Below are 16,026 nucleotides of genomic sequence, written 5' to 3' on the forward strand. Positions count from 1 at the left end.
CAGAAGACGCAGTCAGAGTGAAAGCAGAACCCGAAACATGACAAAAAATACGCTCAAAAAGGGACTGAGTACCCGCCACATTCGTTTTATGGCATTGGGATCGGCAATCGGCACCGGGCTGTTCTATGGCTCGGCAGACGCGATGAAAATGGCCGGTCCGAGCGTGATTCTCGCGTATATTATCGGCGGCGCGATTGCGTATATCATCATGCGCGCGCTCGGCGAAATGTCCGTCAACAATCCTCAGGCCAGCTCCTTTTCGCGCTATGCGCAGGACTACCTTGGCCCGCTGGCCGGGTATATCACCGGCTGGACCTACTGTTTTGAAATCCTGATTGTCGCCATCGCCGATGTCACCGCCTTTGGTATCTATATGGGCGTCTGGTTCCCGGACGTTCCGCACTGGATCTGGGTGCTGAGCGTGGTGCTGATTATCGGCGCCATTAACATGGCCACGGTGAAAGTGTTCGGGGAAGTGGAGTTCTGGCTGTCGCTGTTCAAGGTCGCGACCATCATTATTATGATTGTCGCCGGTATCGGCATCATCTTCTGGGGTATCGGCAATGGCGGTCAGCCGACCGGCATCCATAATCTGTGGACCAACGGCGGCTTCTTCGCCCACGGGGTGATTGGCATGGTGCTGTCACTGCAGATTGTGATGTTTGCCTATGGCGGCATTGAGATCATCGGCATCACCGCAGGTGAAGCGAAAGATCCTGAAACCTCGATCCCGAAAGCGATCAATACCGTTCCGCTGCGTATTCTGGTGTTCTACGTCGGCACGCTGTTCGTGATTATGTCGATTTTCCCGTGGAACCAGGTCGGCACCAACGGCAGCCCGTTCGTGCTGACCTTCCAGCATATGGGCATTGCGGCCGCGGCGGCAATCCTGAACTTTGTGGTGATCACCGCCTCACTGTCGGCGATTAACAGCGATGTGTTTGGCGTCGGACGTATGCTGCACGGTATGGCCGAGCAGGGCCACGCGCCGAAAATGTTCGCTACGGTTTCCCGTCGCGGCATTCCGTGGGTGACGGTGCTGGTGATGATGGCGGCGATGCTGGTGGCGGTCTATCTGAACTACCTGATGCCGGAAAAAGTGTTCCTGGTGATCGCCTCACTGGCGACCTTTGCCACCGTTTGGGTGTGGATTATGATCCTCTTCGCCCAGATTGGTTTCCGCCGCTCGCTGACCAAAGAGCAGGCGAAAGCGTTGAAGTTTGCCGTGCCAGGCGGCATCTTTACCGCCATCGTAGGCATCCTGTTCCTCGTCTTTATCATCGGCCTGATTGGCTACTTCCCGGATACGCGAATTTCGCTGTATGTCGGTGTCGCCTGGCTGGTGGTGCTGCTGGTGAGCTGGCAGTTTGTGAAGAAAACGCTGAACAAGAACGCCAACGCTTAACCGCGCTAACCGTTTAAGAACCGCCCCAACGTGGGCGGTTTTTTTATGGCTGCGATGCGGATTGAGGGTAGCTGACCGGCACCTGACTTGAGCGATCTGTCGCCTGCCCGATACGCTGTAAGGCAGCGTCATAAGGGCACAGCGTGCCCACCTCGGTGCGTTGGCAGCCGTCGGGGTGCCATTCCGTGGTCAGCAACGGATCGCTGGCGCTGATGGGCGTTAGCTGGCGCAGTTGATCCAGGCTTTGCGACTGGAAGTAGACCCGGAGAAAACGCTTACCGAGATTATCGCGCCAGCGTTCAAACACCAGGCTGCCGCCGGGCGGCAGATTGCCTCGTGGATAATCGCCCTGTTGCCAGCTGAAGTGCAGCAGCGTGCGCAGGTAGGAGAGGTTGATATCGCTGGCGACGAACAATAACCAGCGCACGTCGGGTGGTGCATCCTGCGACTGAGAGGTTTGCAACGCTTTGGCAATCTGATCCAGCAACACCGAGCCGCCCCGGCGTGCGGCGGAAGGCAAATCGTTGGTGAAATCATATTTCGCCGTCAGCAAAGGCAGTAATGCGCTGACCCTGGCCGCGCTATCCGCCTGGCCAAACGCCACCTTGCTCAACGGCTGATTCTCACTCCAGGCTAAGCGGATGCTTTCTGCCATTGCCGCCAGGGTATCCAGCCCCTGGATAGCGATGCCGCCATTCGACCAGACGTTCAGAGTCCAGGGCCGATCGAATGCCGGGCAGGGCTGGTGATGCTGGCAAACGGCGTGTTTAAGGGCGTCAATTTGCGGTTGCAGACGCTGCTGCGCCTGTTCGGGGGTGCCGCCCAGTGCGTCCAGCGCTTCCTGCTTATAGCGGGCCTTTTGCGACTCACTGACTTTATCCGAGGGGAAGGCAAACAGCGCATCGTCTTTGTCCAGCGCATGCACCGGAACGCCGCAGCCAGGGAACGCGGCCGCAGACCAGGCTTCTGCACTGGCCTGGGTGCGCTGCAACGGACTGGAACGGATATAGACGTCGCCAGGGGATGGGCAACCGGCTTTTAGTACGCCCAGCTGGCGATAGCGCCCGGCTTCATAGCGGGCCTTCAACCAGACGGCGGTGTAACCGTGGCCGGTCAGATTGCCGTCGGCCGTTAACCAGCGCGGCCAACTGCGCTGCGTGCCCGCTTCAATGGACTGACGATCGCCCGGGGTGGGCGGCCGCACGCCATGGCGGCTGACTTCGACCACTTTTTCCAGCGTGTAGTCTTCTGCTTTCGCCGCGACGCACGGGCTGAAGACCCCGTACAGGACAGAAACCATCAGGGTGGTCACAAGGGAGAGTTTAGCGTCCATGTTTTCCTTTGCTTAGCGTTGAGTCAGGGGCGTGCCAGGCCCCTGACAGTAACGCAATCGTCAAGGCATTGAAACCGTGACGCTGCGGGCAAGGCTACAAATTGTTGCCCAGTGCAATGCTGCTGCCCAGATCGGTAAGATGGTGGGTGTCGTAGTAAAGCGGCAAGCCTTTACTGGCAATCAGACAGCCTTTTTGCGAGCATAAATTCTCTTTCAAATTGAGCACTTTCACCCCCGGCTGCGCATAGGCGCCGAGGATTTTATTGACTTTATCTTCCGTCAGATGAAAACGCAGCGTGCGGTCGGCAGCCGTATTTACGCCAGAGCCGTTGCTCAGCCACGCGTTAATTTTCGCCCGCAGCGGGATATTCTGGGTAATGCTGTAACGCAGCGGATCGATATCCAGACTCGGCACATCTTCCACTATTGTCACTTTCTTATTCGCCGCGCGTAATAGTTTTACCGCATTACCCAGGCCCTGATCGAGCGCCAGATAATTATCCTGTTGTTTTCCATCGATTGAGCGATAGCCATAGCCGGGAATTAATGAAAAGCCGGATGACCAGAATGCGGTAATCACCACTTCGTCGACCTTGTCACTGAGTAACGTTTTCATCACTTCTTTATTAAAGGCGGTACATTGGTCGCCCTGTTCAGGATGATCCAGCATATAGCGGCTGCTGCCAATCAAAAATGGACAGGAGGATTTGGTCATCTGGAATAAGGGCTTTTTATTTTTTAAGGCATATTGCGCGACGGCCGAGCGCAGCGCCGCAGCATGGCTGTCGCCCACCAGTGCCACAGCCGGCACCGCTATCGCCGGCATACACAGACTGTTGGTTGACGGCAGGTTGGCACCATAGGTTAACAGGCAGGGATTGGTTTCCGCCTCGACCTTAAACAGCTCACCGTTGTTCACCAAATCGTTAACGCGATATTTCAGCCCGCCGGTCATATAGATAGAAACGAATGACAGAATACCGACCACGCATAATATGGCGTAGGACGTTATAATACGCTGTTGCGGCTGAGCCGGACGCCGGAACGGCTTCTCGACAAAGTACCAGGAAAAGGTGGCAATCAGCAGTGCGCCAGCGCTGATGGATAATCCCTGCACCACGCTTAAAGGATCGTTCGCGCTGATACGGGCCAGGCTCAGTAACGGCCAGTGCCACAAATACCATGAGTAAGAAACCTTGCCGATAAATACCATCAGCGGGTTTTCCAGCAGAGTTTGATGCAGGCGGTTATGGGTAAGAATAATCAGCACCGCGCCGACCACCGGCATCAGCGCGAGGAAGCCGGGAAAAGCACTCTCTTTATCGAGGAAAAATACCGGCAGCAGGATTAACAGCAGGCCCGCCAGCGTCAACGGCACGCCTTTGCTGCCGGTCACCGGCTGGTTGCGCCACAGAGCCAACAGCACCCCTGCGCCAAGCTCCCACGCCCGGGTATGCAACAGGTAAAACGCGCTATTGCCGTTGATTGGGGTGATGATAATGCCCGCGATCAGCGAGGCCAGACTGAGGGTAACAATGACCGCCTTCAATGAAAATCGTAACCGGTGGGCAATAATCATCAACGCCGGCAGCACAAAATAAAATTGCTCTTCAATGCCCAGCGACCAGGTCATCAGCATCGGATTGAGGTCAGCGTCAGGATTAAAGTAATCAATGCCTTTCAACAGCATGACGTTGGGAACAAACAGCAATACGGCGGTGACATACTTTGCCAGATCGCGGAATTCCAGCGGTGACAAAATGCTGTAACTTAATGCGGTGATGCAAAACAACATAAAGAACAGGGCGGGGGCAATACGGCGGATGCGTCGAACGTAAAATTGATAAAAAGTGAAGGTATTATTGCTTATTTCTCTGGAGATAATGCTGCCAATTAAAAATCCAGAAATAACAAAAAATACGTCAACGCCAATAAATCCGCCCGATAACGCGCCAACGCCAGAGTGGAACAGAACCACCAGCAGGATCGCAAGGGCCCGCAGCCCGTCAATGTCTTTACGATAGGAAAATAGATGCACACTCTTCATGGTCACAGATCCCAAAAATACGCAGTATTGCCGTTAATAAAAAAACGAAAATAACCACTGATTACCCCACACGCGGTACTGACGTCTGTCAGGCCACCTGAGGAGCAAGCCGCGATGAATAATTGGACTAATTTTCATATCAGGCTATGGCAATACGCAGGGATTTCCAATACGGAGAAACAAATATAGATATTCCTGAGGGAATTATCTCAAAACGACCGGTGTTAATTTCGGCTAAGCAGAGGGGAACTAACAATTAAGTGAAAAAAATGGTGGGGCGCAGAAATGAAAAAGGCCCGCCGAAGCGAGCCTTTTCGACAGCGGACGCTATTACAGCTTAGCTGCGTTCGCAGACAGGTATTTAGCAACGCCGTCTGGAGACGCGCCCATACCTTCTTTTCCTTTTTCCCACTGAGCCGGGCACACTTCGCCGTGCTCTTCGTGGAACTGCAGCGCGTCAACCATGCGCAGCATTTCGTCAACGTTACGGCCCAGTGGCAGATCGTTAACAACCTGGTGGCGAACCACACCGGCTTTGTCGATCAGGAATGAACCGCGCAGTGCAACGCCAGCGTCCGGGTGTTCGATACCGTACGCTTTCTGCACTTCACGTTTGATGTCAGCAACCATGGCGTATTTCACTTCGCCGATGCCGCCTTTTTCGATTGGGGTTTTGCGCCATGCGTTATGCACAAACTCAGAATCGAAAGACACGCCGACAACTTCAACGCCGCGCTTCTGGAATTCTTCGTAACGCTTGTCAAAAGCAATCAGTTCAGAAGGACAAACGAAGGTGAAATCCATTGGCCAAAAGAACACAACGGTGGCTTTACCAGCGGTGTGTTTTTTAAAGTTGAAGTTCTCAACGATTTCACCGTTGCCCAGCACAGCTGCGGCAGTAAAATCTGGGGCTTGACGAGTTACCAGGACCATGTTCACTCCTGTAGAGAGAGGTGGGTTAATGAGACGAATCGCCTGCAGTATAAGAGCGATGTCGGGACAGGTGCCAGCGTAAAACGCTGATTGTTCAGATAGGTAAAACCTATCAAAAAATTAAAATGCTTAAAGCAGCCTCATACAATAACCGTTTTCGCCAAAAGGGCAAGCGGCAAACGTCTCACCCGGCTTTTACAGCGCTTTATGCACGGCTTTATCCATCATACGCGGATAAAACTGCCAAAAAAAATCTTCAAATATTTGATAATTATCAATAAAGTCGTCGAACGAATCTTCCAGCGCGGCCAGGCGTGGGCGACGACTGGCCATGCCCCGCAGTACCGGCTGCAGGTAATCGGCGTCGGCGTACTTCTCCATCCAGCGATCGGACCATAAATAACGGTTAAGATTCTGGAATCGCTCGGGTGTCGAGGCTAATTCGGGCGCGATCACAGATTTTGCCTGAGCCAAAAAAGCTGGCAAGGAAATTTCCGGAACGATTTTATCCCAGTTTCGTGACAGAAAATGATCCCAGATCACGTCGAGGGTGATGGGGGAAACGCGACGGGTTTCGGCACGGAAAAAGTCACGCGCAGCGCGCACTTCGGGCAGCGCGTCGGTCATCACATCAATGCGACGATGATGCAAAATGCCCTCGGCAACCGGCGTCGGCCAGTCGTTATGCGGATTACCCCGCACAAAATCGGCCATCAGATTGCCCAACAGGGAGCTTTCGGCCAGCGAGGCCAGGTGGAGGTGCGCAAGAAAGTTCATCCGGGGAGTATATCGCCTAATCCGCTGGTGGTGTAGTTGCGTTAGCCGGTGCAGGAACGCTGGATGAATGCGGCTCTGGCAGGACTCCGGAGGTGTTCCCGGCGCGTGCGGCATTAGATTGTTTAGAAATGGCGGGATTTCAGCTAGAATGTGCGCCCTGATTTCCCAACAGTGAATGACCATGCGCGTTGCCGATTTTTCGTTTGAGTTGCCCGAATCTTTGATTGCCCATTATCCGCAGGCCCAGCGCAGCGGATGTCGTCTCCTTTCCCTTAACGGGCCGGACGGCGAGTTGTCTCATGGCATCTTTACGGATTTGCTGGATAAGCTCACCCCTGGCGACCTGCTGGTGTTCAACAACACCCGCGTTATCCCTGCGCGCGTGTTTGGTCGTAAAGTCAGCGGCGGCAAAATTGAAGTGCTGGTTGAGCGCATGCTCGATGACCATCGCGTGCTGGCCCATGTGCGGGCGTCGAAAGCGCCTAAGCCGGGTGCAGAGTTACTGCTCGGCGATGATGAAAGCGTCAAAGCGACGATGGTTGCCCGCCACGATGCGCTTTTTGAACTGCAGTTTGACGATGAGCGCGCGGTGCTCGATATCCTCAATGCGGTGGGGCATATGCCGCTGCCGCCTTATATTGACCGTCCTGATGAAGACGCTGACCGTGAGCTGTATCAGACCGTCTACAGCCAGCGGCCAGGTGCTGTCGCTGCGCCAACGGCCGGCCTGCATTTCGATCAGCCCATGCTCGACGCGCTGCGTGAAAAGGGCATCGAAACGGCCTTTGTCACCCTTCACGTTGGGGCAGGGACCTTCCAGCCCGTGCGGGTTGACAGCATTGAAGACCACATTATGCACGCGGAGTATGCCGAAGTGCCGCAGGATGTGGTGGATGCGGTGCTGGCCTGTAAAGCCCGTGGCAACCGCGTGGTGGCCGTAGGCACCACTTCCGTACGTTCGCTGGAAAGCGCCGCGCAGGCGGCTCAGGATGCGCTGATCGCGCCGTTCTTCGACGATACCAAAATCTTTATTTTCCCCGGCTACCAGTATCAGGTGATTGATGCGCTGGTGACCAATTTCCACCTGCCGGAGTCCACGCTGATTATGCTGGTCTCGGCGTTTGCGGGTTACCGCAATACGATGCACGCCTACCAGCAGGCGGTGGCAGAGCAGTACCGATTCTTCAGCTACGGCGATGCGATGTTTATCACCCGCAATCCCGAGGCTGTTACCGAGCAGGTTGGCGAATAACACCCAACCGGCAGTATCCTCAGCCGTGCACCCTGTGCGGCTGATAACACTTAACATCAGACTGTATCTCTGGTGGAGGCAACGTGAAGTTCGAATTAGATAAAACTGACGGGCGCGCGCGCCGTGGCCGTCTGATCTTCGATCGCGGCGTGGTGGAAACCCCGGCATTTATGCCCGTGGGCACTTACGGCACGGTAAAAGGCATGACGCCGGAAGAAGTGATTGATACCGGTGCACAGATCATCCTCGGCAACACCTTCCACCTGTGGCTGCGTCCTGGCCAGGAAGTGATGAAGCTGCACGGCGATCTGCATGACTTTATGAACTGGAAAGGCCCGATCCTTACCGATTCCGGCGGCTTCCAGGTGTTCAGCCTCGGCGACATCCGTAAAATCACCGAAGCCGGCGTGCACTTCCGCAATCCGATCAACGGCGATGCGATCTTCCTCGACCCGGAAAAGTCGATGGAGATCCAGTACGATCTCGGTTCTGACATCGTGATGATCTTCGATGAATGTACCCCCTATCCTGCTGACTGGGATTACGCCAAGCGCTCGATGGAGATGTCACTGCGCTGGGCGCAGCGTAGCCGCGATCGCTTTGATTCTCTTGAGAATAAAAATGCGCTTTTCGGCATAATCCAGGGTGGGGTTTACGAAGATTTACGAGATGTCTCGGTAAAAGGGCTGGTAGAGATTGGCTTTGATGGTTACGCTGTGGGCGGCCTGGCGGTCGGTGAGCCAAAAGAAGATATGCACCGTATTCTGGAGCATGTCTGCCCGCAGATCCCGGAAGACAAACCCCGTTACCTGATGGGCGTCGGTAAACCTCAGGATCTGGTGGAAGGCGTACGTCGCGGAATCGATATGTTCGACTGCGTGATGCCTACCCGCAACGCGCGCAACGGCCACCTTTTTGTGACCGACGGCATCGTAAAAATCCGTAATGCGAAGTATAAAGATGACACCGCAACGCTGGATGCGGAGTGTGATTGCTACACCTGTCGCAATTACAGCCGTGCCTACTTGCATCATCTTGATCGTTGTAACGAAATACTGGGTGCGCGTCTGAACACCATTCACAACCTGCGCTATTACCAGCGTTTAATGGCTGGTTTACGTCAGGCGATTGAAGACGGTAAGTTAGAGCACTTTGTGACTGAATTCTACGACCGGACGGGTAACACGGCTCCGCCACTATCCGTTTGATAATTAAACAATGAGGGAAATTTAATGAGCTTGTTCATTTCTGACGCAGTGGCAGCAGCTGGCGCGCCGTCTCAGGGAAGTCCTTATTCACTGGTTATTATGCTGGTGGTTTTTGGTCTGATTTTCTACTTCATGATCCTGCGCCCGCAGCAAAAACGCGGTAAAGAGCACAAGAAGCTGATGGACTCCATCTCTAAAGGTGATGAAGTGCTGACCACCGGTGGCCTGGTTGGCCGCGTCACCAAAGTGGCTGACACCGGTTATGTTGCTATCGCGCTGAACGAAACTACTGAAGTGGTAGTTAAACGTGACTTCGTGGCTGCCGTTCTGCCGAAAGGTACGATGAAGGCGCTTTAATTTTTTGTTTTCCCTAAGGGAACTGCCGTGTTAAACCGTTATCCTTTGTGGAAGTACATCATGCTGATCGTCGTGTTACTCGGCGGCCTGCTGTACGCACTTCCCAACCTGTATGGTGAGGATCCGGCCGTTCAGATCACTGGTGCGCGCGGAAGCGCCGCCAGTGAGCAGACGCTGGTTCAGATCCAAGATGCCTTGAAGCAAGATAATATCCAGAGCAAATCCATTGCACTGGAAAATGGCGCAATTCTGGCGCGTTTCGCAAACGGTGACGTGCAGCTGCGTGCCCGTGATGCCATTACCAAAGTGTTGGGTGAAGACTTCGTTGTCGCGCTTAACCTTGCTCCCGCAACGCCAACCTGGCTGACCTTGCTGGCCGCAGAGCCGATGAAACTCGGTCTCGATCTGCGCGGCGGCGTACACTTCCTGATGGAAGTCGATATGGATACCGCTCTGGGTAAACTCCAGGAGCAGAACATCGATAACCTCAGAAGCGATCTGCGTGACAAAAACATTCCTTATACCAACGTTCGCAAAACCGACAATTACGGTCTGGAAATTCGTTTCCGTGATGCCGCGTCGCGTGATGCTGCCGTCAGCTATCTGTCGGACCGCCATCGTGACCTGGTGATCAGCGGAACCAGCGGTAATACCCTGCGAGCGGTGATGACTGACGATCGTCTGCGTGAAGCCCGTGAATATGCGGTTCAGCAGAACATCAATATCCTGCGTAACCGTGTTAACCAGCTTGGCGTAGCCGAACCGCTGGTTCAGCGTCAGGGTTCCGATCGTATTGTGGTTGAGCTGCCTGGTATCCAGGACACGGCCCGTGCGAAAGAAATTCTGGGCGCGACCGCCACGCTGGAATTCCGTCTGGTGAACACCACTGTTGATCCAACCGCTGCGGCTAACGGCCGTGTACCGGGTGATTCAGAAGTGAAAAACACCCGTGACGGTCAGCCAGTGACCCTGTACAAGCGCGTGATCCTGACCGGTGACCACATTACTGACTCCACGTCGAGCCAGGATGAGTACAACCAGGCACAGGTGAACATCTCGCTGGACAGCGCAGGCGGTAACATCATGTCCAACTTCACCAAGGATAATATCGGTAAGCCGATGGCAACGCTGTTTGTGGAATACAAAGACAGCGGTAAGAAAGATGCCAACGGCCGTGCGATCCTGGCGAAGCAGGAAGAGGTGATCAACGTTGCGAACATCCAGTCCCGGCTGGGTAACAGCTTCCGTATTACCGGCATCAGCAACCCGAACGAAGCCCGCCAGCTGTCACTGCTGCTGCGTGCCGGTGCGTTGATTGCGCCAATCCAGATTGTTGAAGAACGTACCATTGGTCCAACCATGGGTGCGCAGAACATCACTCAGGGTCTGGAAGCCTGTCTGTGGGGCCTGATCGCCTCTATCGTGTTTATGGTGGTTTACTACCGTAAGTTCGGTGTGATTGCCACCTCGGCGCTGGTGGCTAACCTGGTGCTGATTGTCGGCATCATGTCGCTGCTGCCGGGTGCAACGCTGACCATGCCGGGTATTGCCGGTATCGTATTGACGCTGGCGGTTGCGGTGGATGCGAACGTACTGATTAACGAGCGTATCAAGGAAGAGATCAAGAATGGACGTTCCATTCAGCAAGCTATCCATGAAGGCTATAAAGGCGCGTTCTCCAGTATTGTCGATGCCAACGTCACCACGCTGATCACTGCAATTATTCTGTATGCGGTGGGCACCGGGTCAATCAAAGGCTTTGCAATTACGACCGCGATTGGCGTCGTGACCTCGATGTTTACCGCCATTGTCGGTACCCGTGCCCTCGTCAACCTGTTGTACGGCGGCAAACGCATCACCAAGCTGTCTATCTGAGGAGTGCGTTGTGGCACAGGACTATACCGTTGAACAACTGAACTACGGGCGTAAAGTTCATGACTTTATGCGCTGGGATAAAGTGGCCTTTACCATTTCAGCTCTGCTGCTGATCGCGTCCTTTGCGATCATGGGACTGAAAGGGTTTAACTGGGGCCTGGATTTTACCGGCGGAACCGTTATTGAAATCACCCTGGAGAAACCAGCGGATATTGACAGCCTGCGCGGTGCGCTGGAGAAGTCAGGATTCGTCGATCCTCAGGTACAGAACTTCGGCAGCAGCCGTGACGTGCTGGTGCGTATGTCCCCTAACGAGGGCAATGCGGGCCAGGAGCTGGGTAACAAGGTGGTGAGCATCATCAACCAGGCCAGCGAGCAGAACGCCACGGTTAAGCGTATCGAATTTGTTGGGCCAAGCGTGGGTAGCGATTTGGCGCAGGCTGGCGGCATGGCGCTGCTGGTGGCGCTGATTGCCATCCTGATCTACGTCGGTTTCCGCTTTGAGTGGCGACTGGCGTTAGGTGCGGTGCTGGCACTGGCGCATGACGTGATCATCACCATGGGTATCCTCTCTCTGTTCCATATTGAGATTGATTTAACCATCGTGGCGTCACTGATGTCGGTTATCGGTTACTCGCTGAACGACAGTATCGTGGTATCGGACCGTATTCGTGAGAACTTCCGCAAGATCCGTCGCGGCACGCCTTACGATATCGTTAACGTCTCGCTGACGCAGACGTTAAGCCGTACCATCATGACCTCGGCGACCACGCTGATGGTGGTGCTGATGCTGTTTATCTTCGGCGGCGCGCTGCTGGAAGGCTTCTCGCTGACGATGCTGATCGGGGTTTCTATCGGGACCGTTTCCTCTATCTACGTGGCTTCAGCGCTGGCGCTGAAACTCGGCATGAAGCGTGAGCACATGCTGCAGACCAAAGTAGAAAAAGAGGGTGCCGATCAACCTTCGATTATGCCGTAAGCTGTGACGTTACGATGAGAAAGGGCCGCGAAAGCGGCCCTTTTTTTATGGCGCGGTGGCCGGTTTTGGCGGGTCTTGCAACACGATATCGTGAACCCTGATATAGCCCAACTGCTCAGGGGTGATATTGCTCAGGCGTAAGGGCACGGTAACTTCACTGCGCGCCAGCAGCGAGTCTTTCACCGTCAGTGACTGACTCTGGCTGTCTACCTGCAGCGGTTTACCGGTAGTGGGGTCCATTTCGCCCCATTCAACCTGCGCGGTAAAGGCCGGTATGGTGTTATCCGCTGCCGAGCGGATATGCAGAATGGCACGGGTGCCGTTAGCATCACCTTCAATCTGGCTGAGGGAAAGGCGGACTTCGCCAGCCTGGCTCTTCAATGCCACTGCCGTTTTAGTGGCGGGCAGCAACCAGGCACCCTGGTTTAAGGTACTGTTCAGCATGTTTTGCTGTTCAAGGCTGGCAGCCTGTTGAGTGAGCTGCTGCATTTCAATATTGAGTTTACCGACCTGATTATGCAGTTTGTTCAGCTCTGGCTGCTGCTTGGGTGCTGCACAACCCGCCAGCATCAATGCTGCGACCAGCAGCAGAGGTTTTTTCTTTAAGTCTTTCGCCATACCCGCTCAGAGCTCCTTGCCGTCAATTTATTCTGGAATGCGCAATGTCTGCCCGGGATAAATTTTATTCACATCAGACAGCATCGGCTTGTTAGCTTCAAATATCTTATTGTATTTATTAGCATCGCCATAGACTTCTTTCGAAATGGCGCTCAGCGTGTCGCCTTTTTTCACCGTGTAGAAACGGGCTTCCGTGGCGGGTTGCTCCACGTTTACGTTGTCTTCCACTGCGGTGATGCCGGCGACGTTACCGACAGCAATCAGCACTTTCTCTTTCAACTCCTGTGAAATGGCATCGCCACTGATGCTGGCTTTGCCGTCGGCAACCTTCACGTCAATCTTGTCGCTGCCGGGCAGGTTGAGCTTGGTGATGTGCTCCTGCAGCTTTTTGTTCTGGTCATCGCCTCCGGTGACGGAGTCCCACAATTTCTCACCTGCTTCTTTTACGAAGTTAAACAATCCCATATATCCTCCGGTTTATCCTTGGTTAGAGAAGAAATAACGCTATACAACCTGCTTATTATAGCGGGTAAAGCGTTAAGCCACGTCAGGACACGCGCAGGTTCTGAGCGGCGAGGCAACATTCGCCAAAGGCACGGAAAGGGCGATGACGTTATTTTGTTAGTAGCCACTTCGCGCTACACTGTGGGCCAATTTCCAGGATTATCAGGAATTATCATGCATTGCCCGTTCTGTTCTGCTGTGGATACCAAAGTGATCGACTCCCGTTTGGTTGGGGAAGGCACTTCGGTGCGCCGTCGTCGCCAGTGTCTGGTGTGCCATGAACGTTTTACCACCTTTGAGGTGGCCGAACTGGTGATGCCTCGGGTCGTTAAAAGCAATGATGTCCGCGAACCCTTCAATGAAGACAAGCTGGCCAGCGGCCTGATGAAAGCGCTGGAGAAGCGTCCGGTCAGCTCTGACGATGTGGAAAATGCCATCAGTCATATCAAAAGCCAGCTGCGCTCCACCGGCGAGCGTGAAGTGCCGAGCAAAATGATCGGCAATCTGGTGATGGATGAGCTGAAAAAACTGGATAAGGTGGCCTATATCCGCTTTGCCTCCGTCTACCGCAGCTTCGAAGATATTCGCGAGTTTGGCGAAGAGATTGCCCGTTTACAGGATTAAACCATGAGCGATGAAATCTGGATGGCGCGCGCCCTTGAGCTCGCCCGCCGTGGCCGGTTTACCACCACGCCCAATCCGAATGTCGGCTGCGTGATTGTCCGCGATGGCGTGATGGTCGGCGAAGGCTACCATTTTCGCGCCGGTGAACCGCATGCTGAAGTCCACGCGCTGCGGATGGCTGGCGATAAGGCGCAAGGGGCAACGGCCTATGTCACCCTTGAACCCTGTAGCCACCACGGCCGGACGCCACCTTGCTGTGATGCGCTGATTGCCGCGGGCGTCAGCCGGGTTATTGCAGCGATGCAGGATCCCAATCCGGAAGTGGCCGGTCGCGGGCTATATCGCCTGCAGCAGGCGGGCATTGAGGTCAGCCATGGGCTGATGATGCAGGAAGCAGAAGCACTTAATCGCGGCTTCCTGAAGCGGATGCGAACCGGTTTCCCATGGGTGCAGTTGAAGCTCGGCGCCTCTCTCGATGGCCGCACGGCGATGGCCAATGGCGAAAGCCAGTGGATCACCTCAGCAGAAGCCCGCCGCGACGTTCAACGCCTGCGCGCCCAGAGTTCGGCTATCCTCAGCACCAGCGCCACCGTATTGGCCGATAATCCGTCGTTAACCGTGCGCTGGCAGGATTTAGCCGCGGATACCCAGGCCGCGTATGCCGAAGCGGATCTGCGCCAGCCGGTACGGGTGGTGATTGACAGTCAAAATCAGGTGACGCCTGAGCACCGTTTGATTTCCCAGTCCGGTGAGACCTGGCTGGCACGCCAGCAGGCAGATAACCTGAACTGGCCGGAGAACGTGGAGCAGTTCCTCGTTCCGCGCCATAATGACCATACCGATTTAGTGTCGCTGATGATGCTGCTGGGTCGCCGACAGATCAATACGGTCTGGGTGGAAGCCGGCGCAAAACTGGCCGGCGCACTGCTTACCGCGGGCGTCGTGGACGAGTTGATTGTCTATATGGCACCGAAATTACTGGGAGATAATGCACGCGGTCTGTGCCATTTACCGGGCATAGCACATCTTGCTGACGCTCCCGCCTTCACCTTCAGCGATAGTCGCCAGGTTGGGCCCGACATTCGCCTGACGCTGACGCCTGACTCTTAGCTTTTAAAAGCGGAGCAGAGCGGTGAAGAGTATGATAGAATCCGCCCCCCTGCGGGGCCATAACTGAACCCTGAAAGGAAGATTATGAACGTTATTGAAGCTGCTGTTGCTACTCCTGACGCGCGCGTTGCCATCGTCATTGCGCGTTTCAACAACTTTATCAACGACAGCCTGCTGAGCGGTGCCCTTGATGCGTTAAAGCGCATCGGCCAGGTGAAAGATGAAAATATCACCGTGGTGTGGGTGCCAGGCGCCTATGAAATGCCAATGACCGCACGTGCGCTGGCTAAAGCCGGTAAGTACGACGCTGTTGTCGCCCTCGGAACCGTTATTCGTGGCGGGACTGCCCACTTCGAATATGTCGCTGGTGAAGCCAGTTCTGGCCTGGCCAGCGTCGCGATGAACAGCGATATTCCGGTCGCATTTGGTGTCCTGACGACTGAAAACATCGAACAGGCCATTGAACGTGCCGGAACCAAAGCGGGTAATAAAGGCGCAGAAGCTGCCCTGACCGCACTAGAAATGATTAACGTATTGAAAGCCATCAAAGCCTGATTTTAAGGGGAATTTCGTGAAACCTGCTGCTCGTCGCCGCGCCCGTGAATGTGCTGTCCAGGCGCTTTACTCCTGGCAGTTGTCTAAAAACGACATCTCTGATGTCGAATATCAGTTTCTGGCGGAGCAAGACGTCAAAGACGTTGATATCAGCTACTTCCGCGAGTTGCTGGTAGGCGTTGCAACCAACAGCGCATACCTGGATGGCCTGATGAAGCCGTACCTGTCGCGTCAGCTCGAAGAGCTGGGCCAGGTAGAAAAAGCCATCCTGCGTATCTCGCTGTTTGAGCTGAGCAAGCGTGCCGATGTTCCCTACAAGGTGGCCATCAATGAGGGCATTGAGCTGGCGAAAGTGTTCGGCGCCGAAGACAGCCATAAGTTTGTCAATGGCGTGCTGGATAAAGCCGCTCCCTACATCCGCCCCAACAAGAAGTAATCCTCCAAGGCCG

The 16,026-nt window shown here is 54.7% G+C and carries 16 protein-coding genes; 10 read left to right on the forward strand and 6 right to left on the reverse strand.

Going from position 1 to position 16,026, the window contains the following annotated elements; translation table 11 throughout:
• Window positions 1-37: 37 nt before the first annotated feature.
• Window positions 38-1,405: a proline-specific permease ProY gene (gene proY / locus EBC_RS06545; RefSeq protein WP_013201004.1), complete on the forward strand. Its 1,368-nt coding sequence runs from the start codon at window positions 38-40 to the stop codon at window positions 1,403-1,405.
• A gap of 43 nt (window positions 1,406-1,448) precedes the next feature.
• Here the strand turns inward: proY and EBC_RS06550 are convergent, their stop codons facing one another.
• From EBC_RS06550 to EBC_RS06565, 4 genes are all read right to left on the reverse strand, one after another.
• Complete coding sequence (locus EBC_RS06550; protein WP_013201005.1) at window positions 1,449-2,738, reverse strand: histidine-type phosphatase; 1,290 nt, start codon at window positions 2,736-2,738, stop codon at window positions 1,449-1,451.
• Between the two features lie 94 nt (window positions 2,739-2,832).
• Window positions 2,833-4,785, reverse strand: a complete 1,953-nt coding sequence (locus EBC_RS06555) for an acyltransferase family protein (protein ID WP_013201006.1) — start codon at window positions 4,783-4,785, stop codon at window positions 2,833-2,835.
• A gap of 330 nt (window positions 4,786-5,115) precedes the next feature.
• Entirely contained in the window at window positions 5,116-5,718 is a 603-nt protein-coding gene (locus EBC_RS06560; RefSeq protein WP_013201007.1) for a peroxiredoxin C, read from the reverse strand.
• Between the two features lie 195 nt (window positions 5,719-5,913).
• Window positions 5,914-6,495 carry an ACP phosphodiesterase gene (locus EBC_RS06565; RefSeq protein ID WP_013201008.1) on the reverse strand — a complete coding sequence of 194 codons (582 nt, stop codon included), beginning with the start codon at window positions 6,493-6,495 and terminating at the stop codon, window positions 5,914-5,916.
• Window positions 6,496-6,676: 181 nt separating this feature from the next.
• Here EBC_RS06565 and queA point away from each other — a divergent pair, with 181 nt between their 5' ends.
• The 5 genes from queA (at window position 6,677) to secF (ending at window position 12,166) form a co-directional block, all read left to right on the forward strand.
• The gene (queA, locus tag EBC_RS06570; RefSeq protein WP_013201009.1) at window positions 6,677-7,747 is read left to right on the forward strand and encodes a tRNA preQ1(34) S-adenosylmethionine ribosyltransferase-isomerase QueA; all 1,071 of its coding nucleotides are present in this window, start codon (window positions 6,677-6,679) and stop codon (window positions 7,745-7,747) included.
• A gap of 83 nt (window positions 7,748-7,830) precedes the next feature.
• The gene (gene tgt / locus EBC_RS06575) at window positions 7,831-8,955 is read left to right on the forward strand and encodes a tRNA guanosine(34) transglycosylase Tgt (protein ID WP_013201010.1); all 1,125 of its coding nucleotides are present in this window, start codon (window positions 7,831-7,833) and stop codon (window positions 8,953-8,955) included.
• A 24-nt stretch (window positions 8,956-8,979) separates the two neighbouring features.
• The gene (gene yajC / locus EBC_RS06580; RefSeq protein WP_013201011.1) at window positions 8,980-9,312 is read left to right on the forward strand and encodes a preprotein translocase subunit YajC; all 333 of its coding nucleotides are present in this window, start codon (window positions 8,980-8,982) and stop codon (window positions 9,310-9,312) included.
• Between the two features lie 27 nt (window positions 9,313-9,339).
• Complete coding sequence (gene secD, locus EBC_RS06585; RefSeq protein WP_013201012.1) at window positions 9,340-11,187, forward strand: protein translocase subunit SecD; 1,848 nt, start codon at window positions 9,340-9,342, stop codon at window positions 11,185-11,187.
• Between the two features lie 10 nt (window positions 11,188-11,197).
• Window positions 11,198-12,166, forward strand: coding sequence for a protein translocase subunit SecF (gene secF, locus EBC_RS06590; protein ID WP_013201013.1), 969 nt, complete (start codon window positions 11,198-11,200; stop codon window positions 12,164-12,166).
• A gap of 45 nt (window positions 12,167-12,211) precedes the next feature.
• On the opposite strand, the gene EBC_RS06595 is transcribed toward secF, so the two are convergent.
• Together EBC_RS06595 and lysM are read right to left on the reverse strand one after the other, a co-directional pair.
• Window positions 12,212-12,784 carry a SadB/YajI family lipoprotein gene (locus EBC_RS06595; RefSeq protein WP_013201014.1) on the reverse strand — a complete coding sequence of 191 codons (573 nt, stop codon included), beginning with the start codon at window positions 12,782-12,784 and terminating at the stop codon, window positions 12,212-12,214.
• 27 nt (window positions 12,785-12,811) lie between these two features.
• Window positions 12,812-13,249 (reverse strand): peptidoglycan-binding protein LysM, encoded by a 438-nt coding sequence (gene lysM, locus EBC_RS06600; protein ID WP_013201015.1) that lies wholly within the window; start codon window positions 13,247-13,249, stop codon window positions 12,812-12,814.
• Between the two features lie 213 nt (window positions 13,250-13,462).
• Here lysM and nrdR point away from each other — a divergent pair, with 213 nt between their 5' ends.
• The 4 genes from nrdR (at window position 13,463) to nusB (ending at window position 16,013) form a co-directional block, all read left to right on the forward strand.
• Window positions 13,463-13,912, forward strand: a complete 450-nt coding sequence (gene nrdR / locus EBC_RS06605) for a transcriptional regulator NrdR (RefSeq protein WP_013201016.1) — start codon at window positions 13,463-13,465, stop codon at window positions 13,910-13,912.
• A 3-nt stretch (window positions 13,913-13,915) separates the two neighbouring features.
• Entirely contained in the window at window positions 13,916-15,022 is a 1,107-nt protein-coding gene (gene ribD / locus EBC_RS06610) for a bifunctional diaminohydroxyphosphoribosylaminopyrimidine deaminase/5-amino-6-(5-phosphoribosylamino)uracil reductase RibD (RefSeq protein WP_013201017.1), read from the forward strand.
• An 84-nt stretch (window positions 15,023-15,106) separates the two neighbouring features.
• Window positions 15,107-15,577, forward strand: coding sequence for a 6,7-dimethyl-8-ribityllumazine synthase (ribH, locus tag EBC_RS06615; RefSeq protein WP_013201018.1), 471 nt, complete (start codon window positions 15,107-15,109; stop codon window positions 15,575-15,577).
• Between the two features lie 16 nt (window positions 15,578-15,593).
• A complete protein-coding gene (nusB, locus tag EBC_RS06620; RefSeq protein ID WP_013201019.1) occupies window positions 15,594-16,013 on the forward strand; it encodes a transcription antitermination factor NusB in 420 nt (139 codons plus the stop codon).
• Window positions 16,014-16,026 lie beyond the last annotated feature (13 nt).

The sequence above is a fragment of the Erwinia billingiae Eb661 genome (assembly GCF_000196615.1).
GTDB lineage: Bacteria > Pseudomonadota > Gammaproteobacteria > Enterobacterales > Enterobacteriaceae > Erwinia > Erwinia billingiae.

What these genes read in the sequence shown, in the direction of transcription:
- ribD (WP_013201017.1), top strand. Translation starts at nt 13,916, where the DNA reads ATGAGCGATGAAATCTGGATGGCGCGCGCCCTTGAGCTCGCCCGCCGT.
- EBC_RS06550 (WP_013201005.1), bottom strand. Translation starts at nt 2,738, where the DNA reads ATGGACGCTAAACTCTCCCTTGTGACCACCCTGATGGTTTCTGTCCTG.
- EBC_RS06565 (WP_013201008.1), bottom strand. Translation starts at nt 6,495, where the DNA reads ATGAACTTTCTTGCGCACCTCCACCTGGCCTCGCTGGCCGAAAGCTCC.
- queA (WP_013201009.1), top strand. Translation starts at nt 6,677, where the DNA reads ATGCGCGTTGCCGATTTTTCGTTTGAGTTGCCCGAATCTTTGATTGCC.
- EBC_RS06560 (WP_013201007.1), bottom strand. Translation starts at nt 5,718, where the DNA reads ATGGTCCTGGTAACTCGTCAAGCCCCAGATTTTACTGCCGCAGCTGTG.
- ribH (WP_013201018.1), top strand. Translation starts at nt 15,107, where the DNA reads ATGAACGTTATTGAAGCTGCTGTTGCTACTCCTGACGCGCGCGTTGCC.
- nrdR (WP_013201016.1), top strand. Translation starts at nt 13,463, where the DNA reads ATGCATTGCCCGTTCTGTTCTGCTGTGGATACCAAAGTGATCGACTCC.
- EBC_RS06595 (WP_013201014.1), bottom strand. Translation starts at nt 12,784, where the DNA reads ATGGCGAAAGACTTAAAGAAAAAACCTCTGCTGCTGGTCGCAGCATTG.
- yajC (WP_013201011.1), top strand. Translation starts at nt 8,980, where the DNA reads ATGAGCTTGTTCATTTCTGACGCAGTGGCAGCAGCTGGCGCGCCGTCT.
- lysM (WP_013201015.1), bottom strand. Translation starts at nt 13,249, where the DNA reads ATGGGATTGTTTAACTTCGTAAAAGAAGCAGGTGAGAAATTGTGGGAC.
- EBC_RS06555 (WP_013201006.1), bottom strand. Translation starts at nt 4,785, where the DNA reads ATGAAGAGTGTGCATCTATTTTCCTATCGTAAAGACATTGACGGGCTG.
- proY (WP_013201004.1), top strand. Translation starts at nt 38, where the DNA reads ATGACAAAAAATACGCTCAAAAAGGGACTGAGTACCCGCCACATTCGT.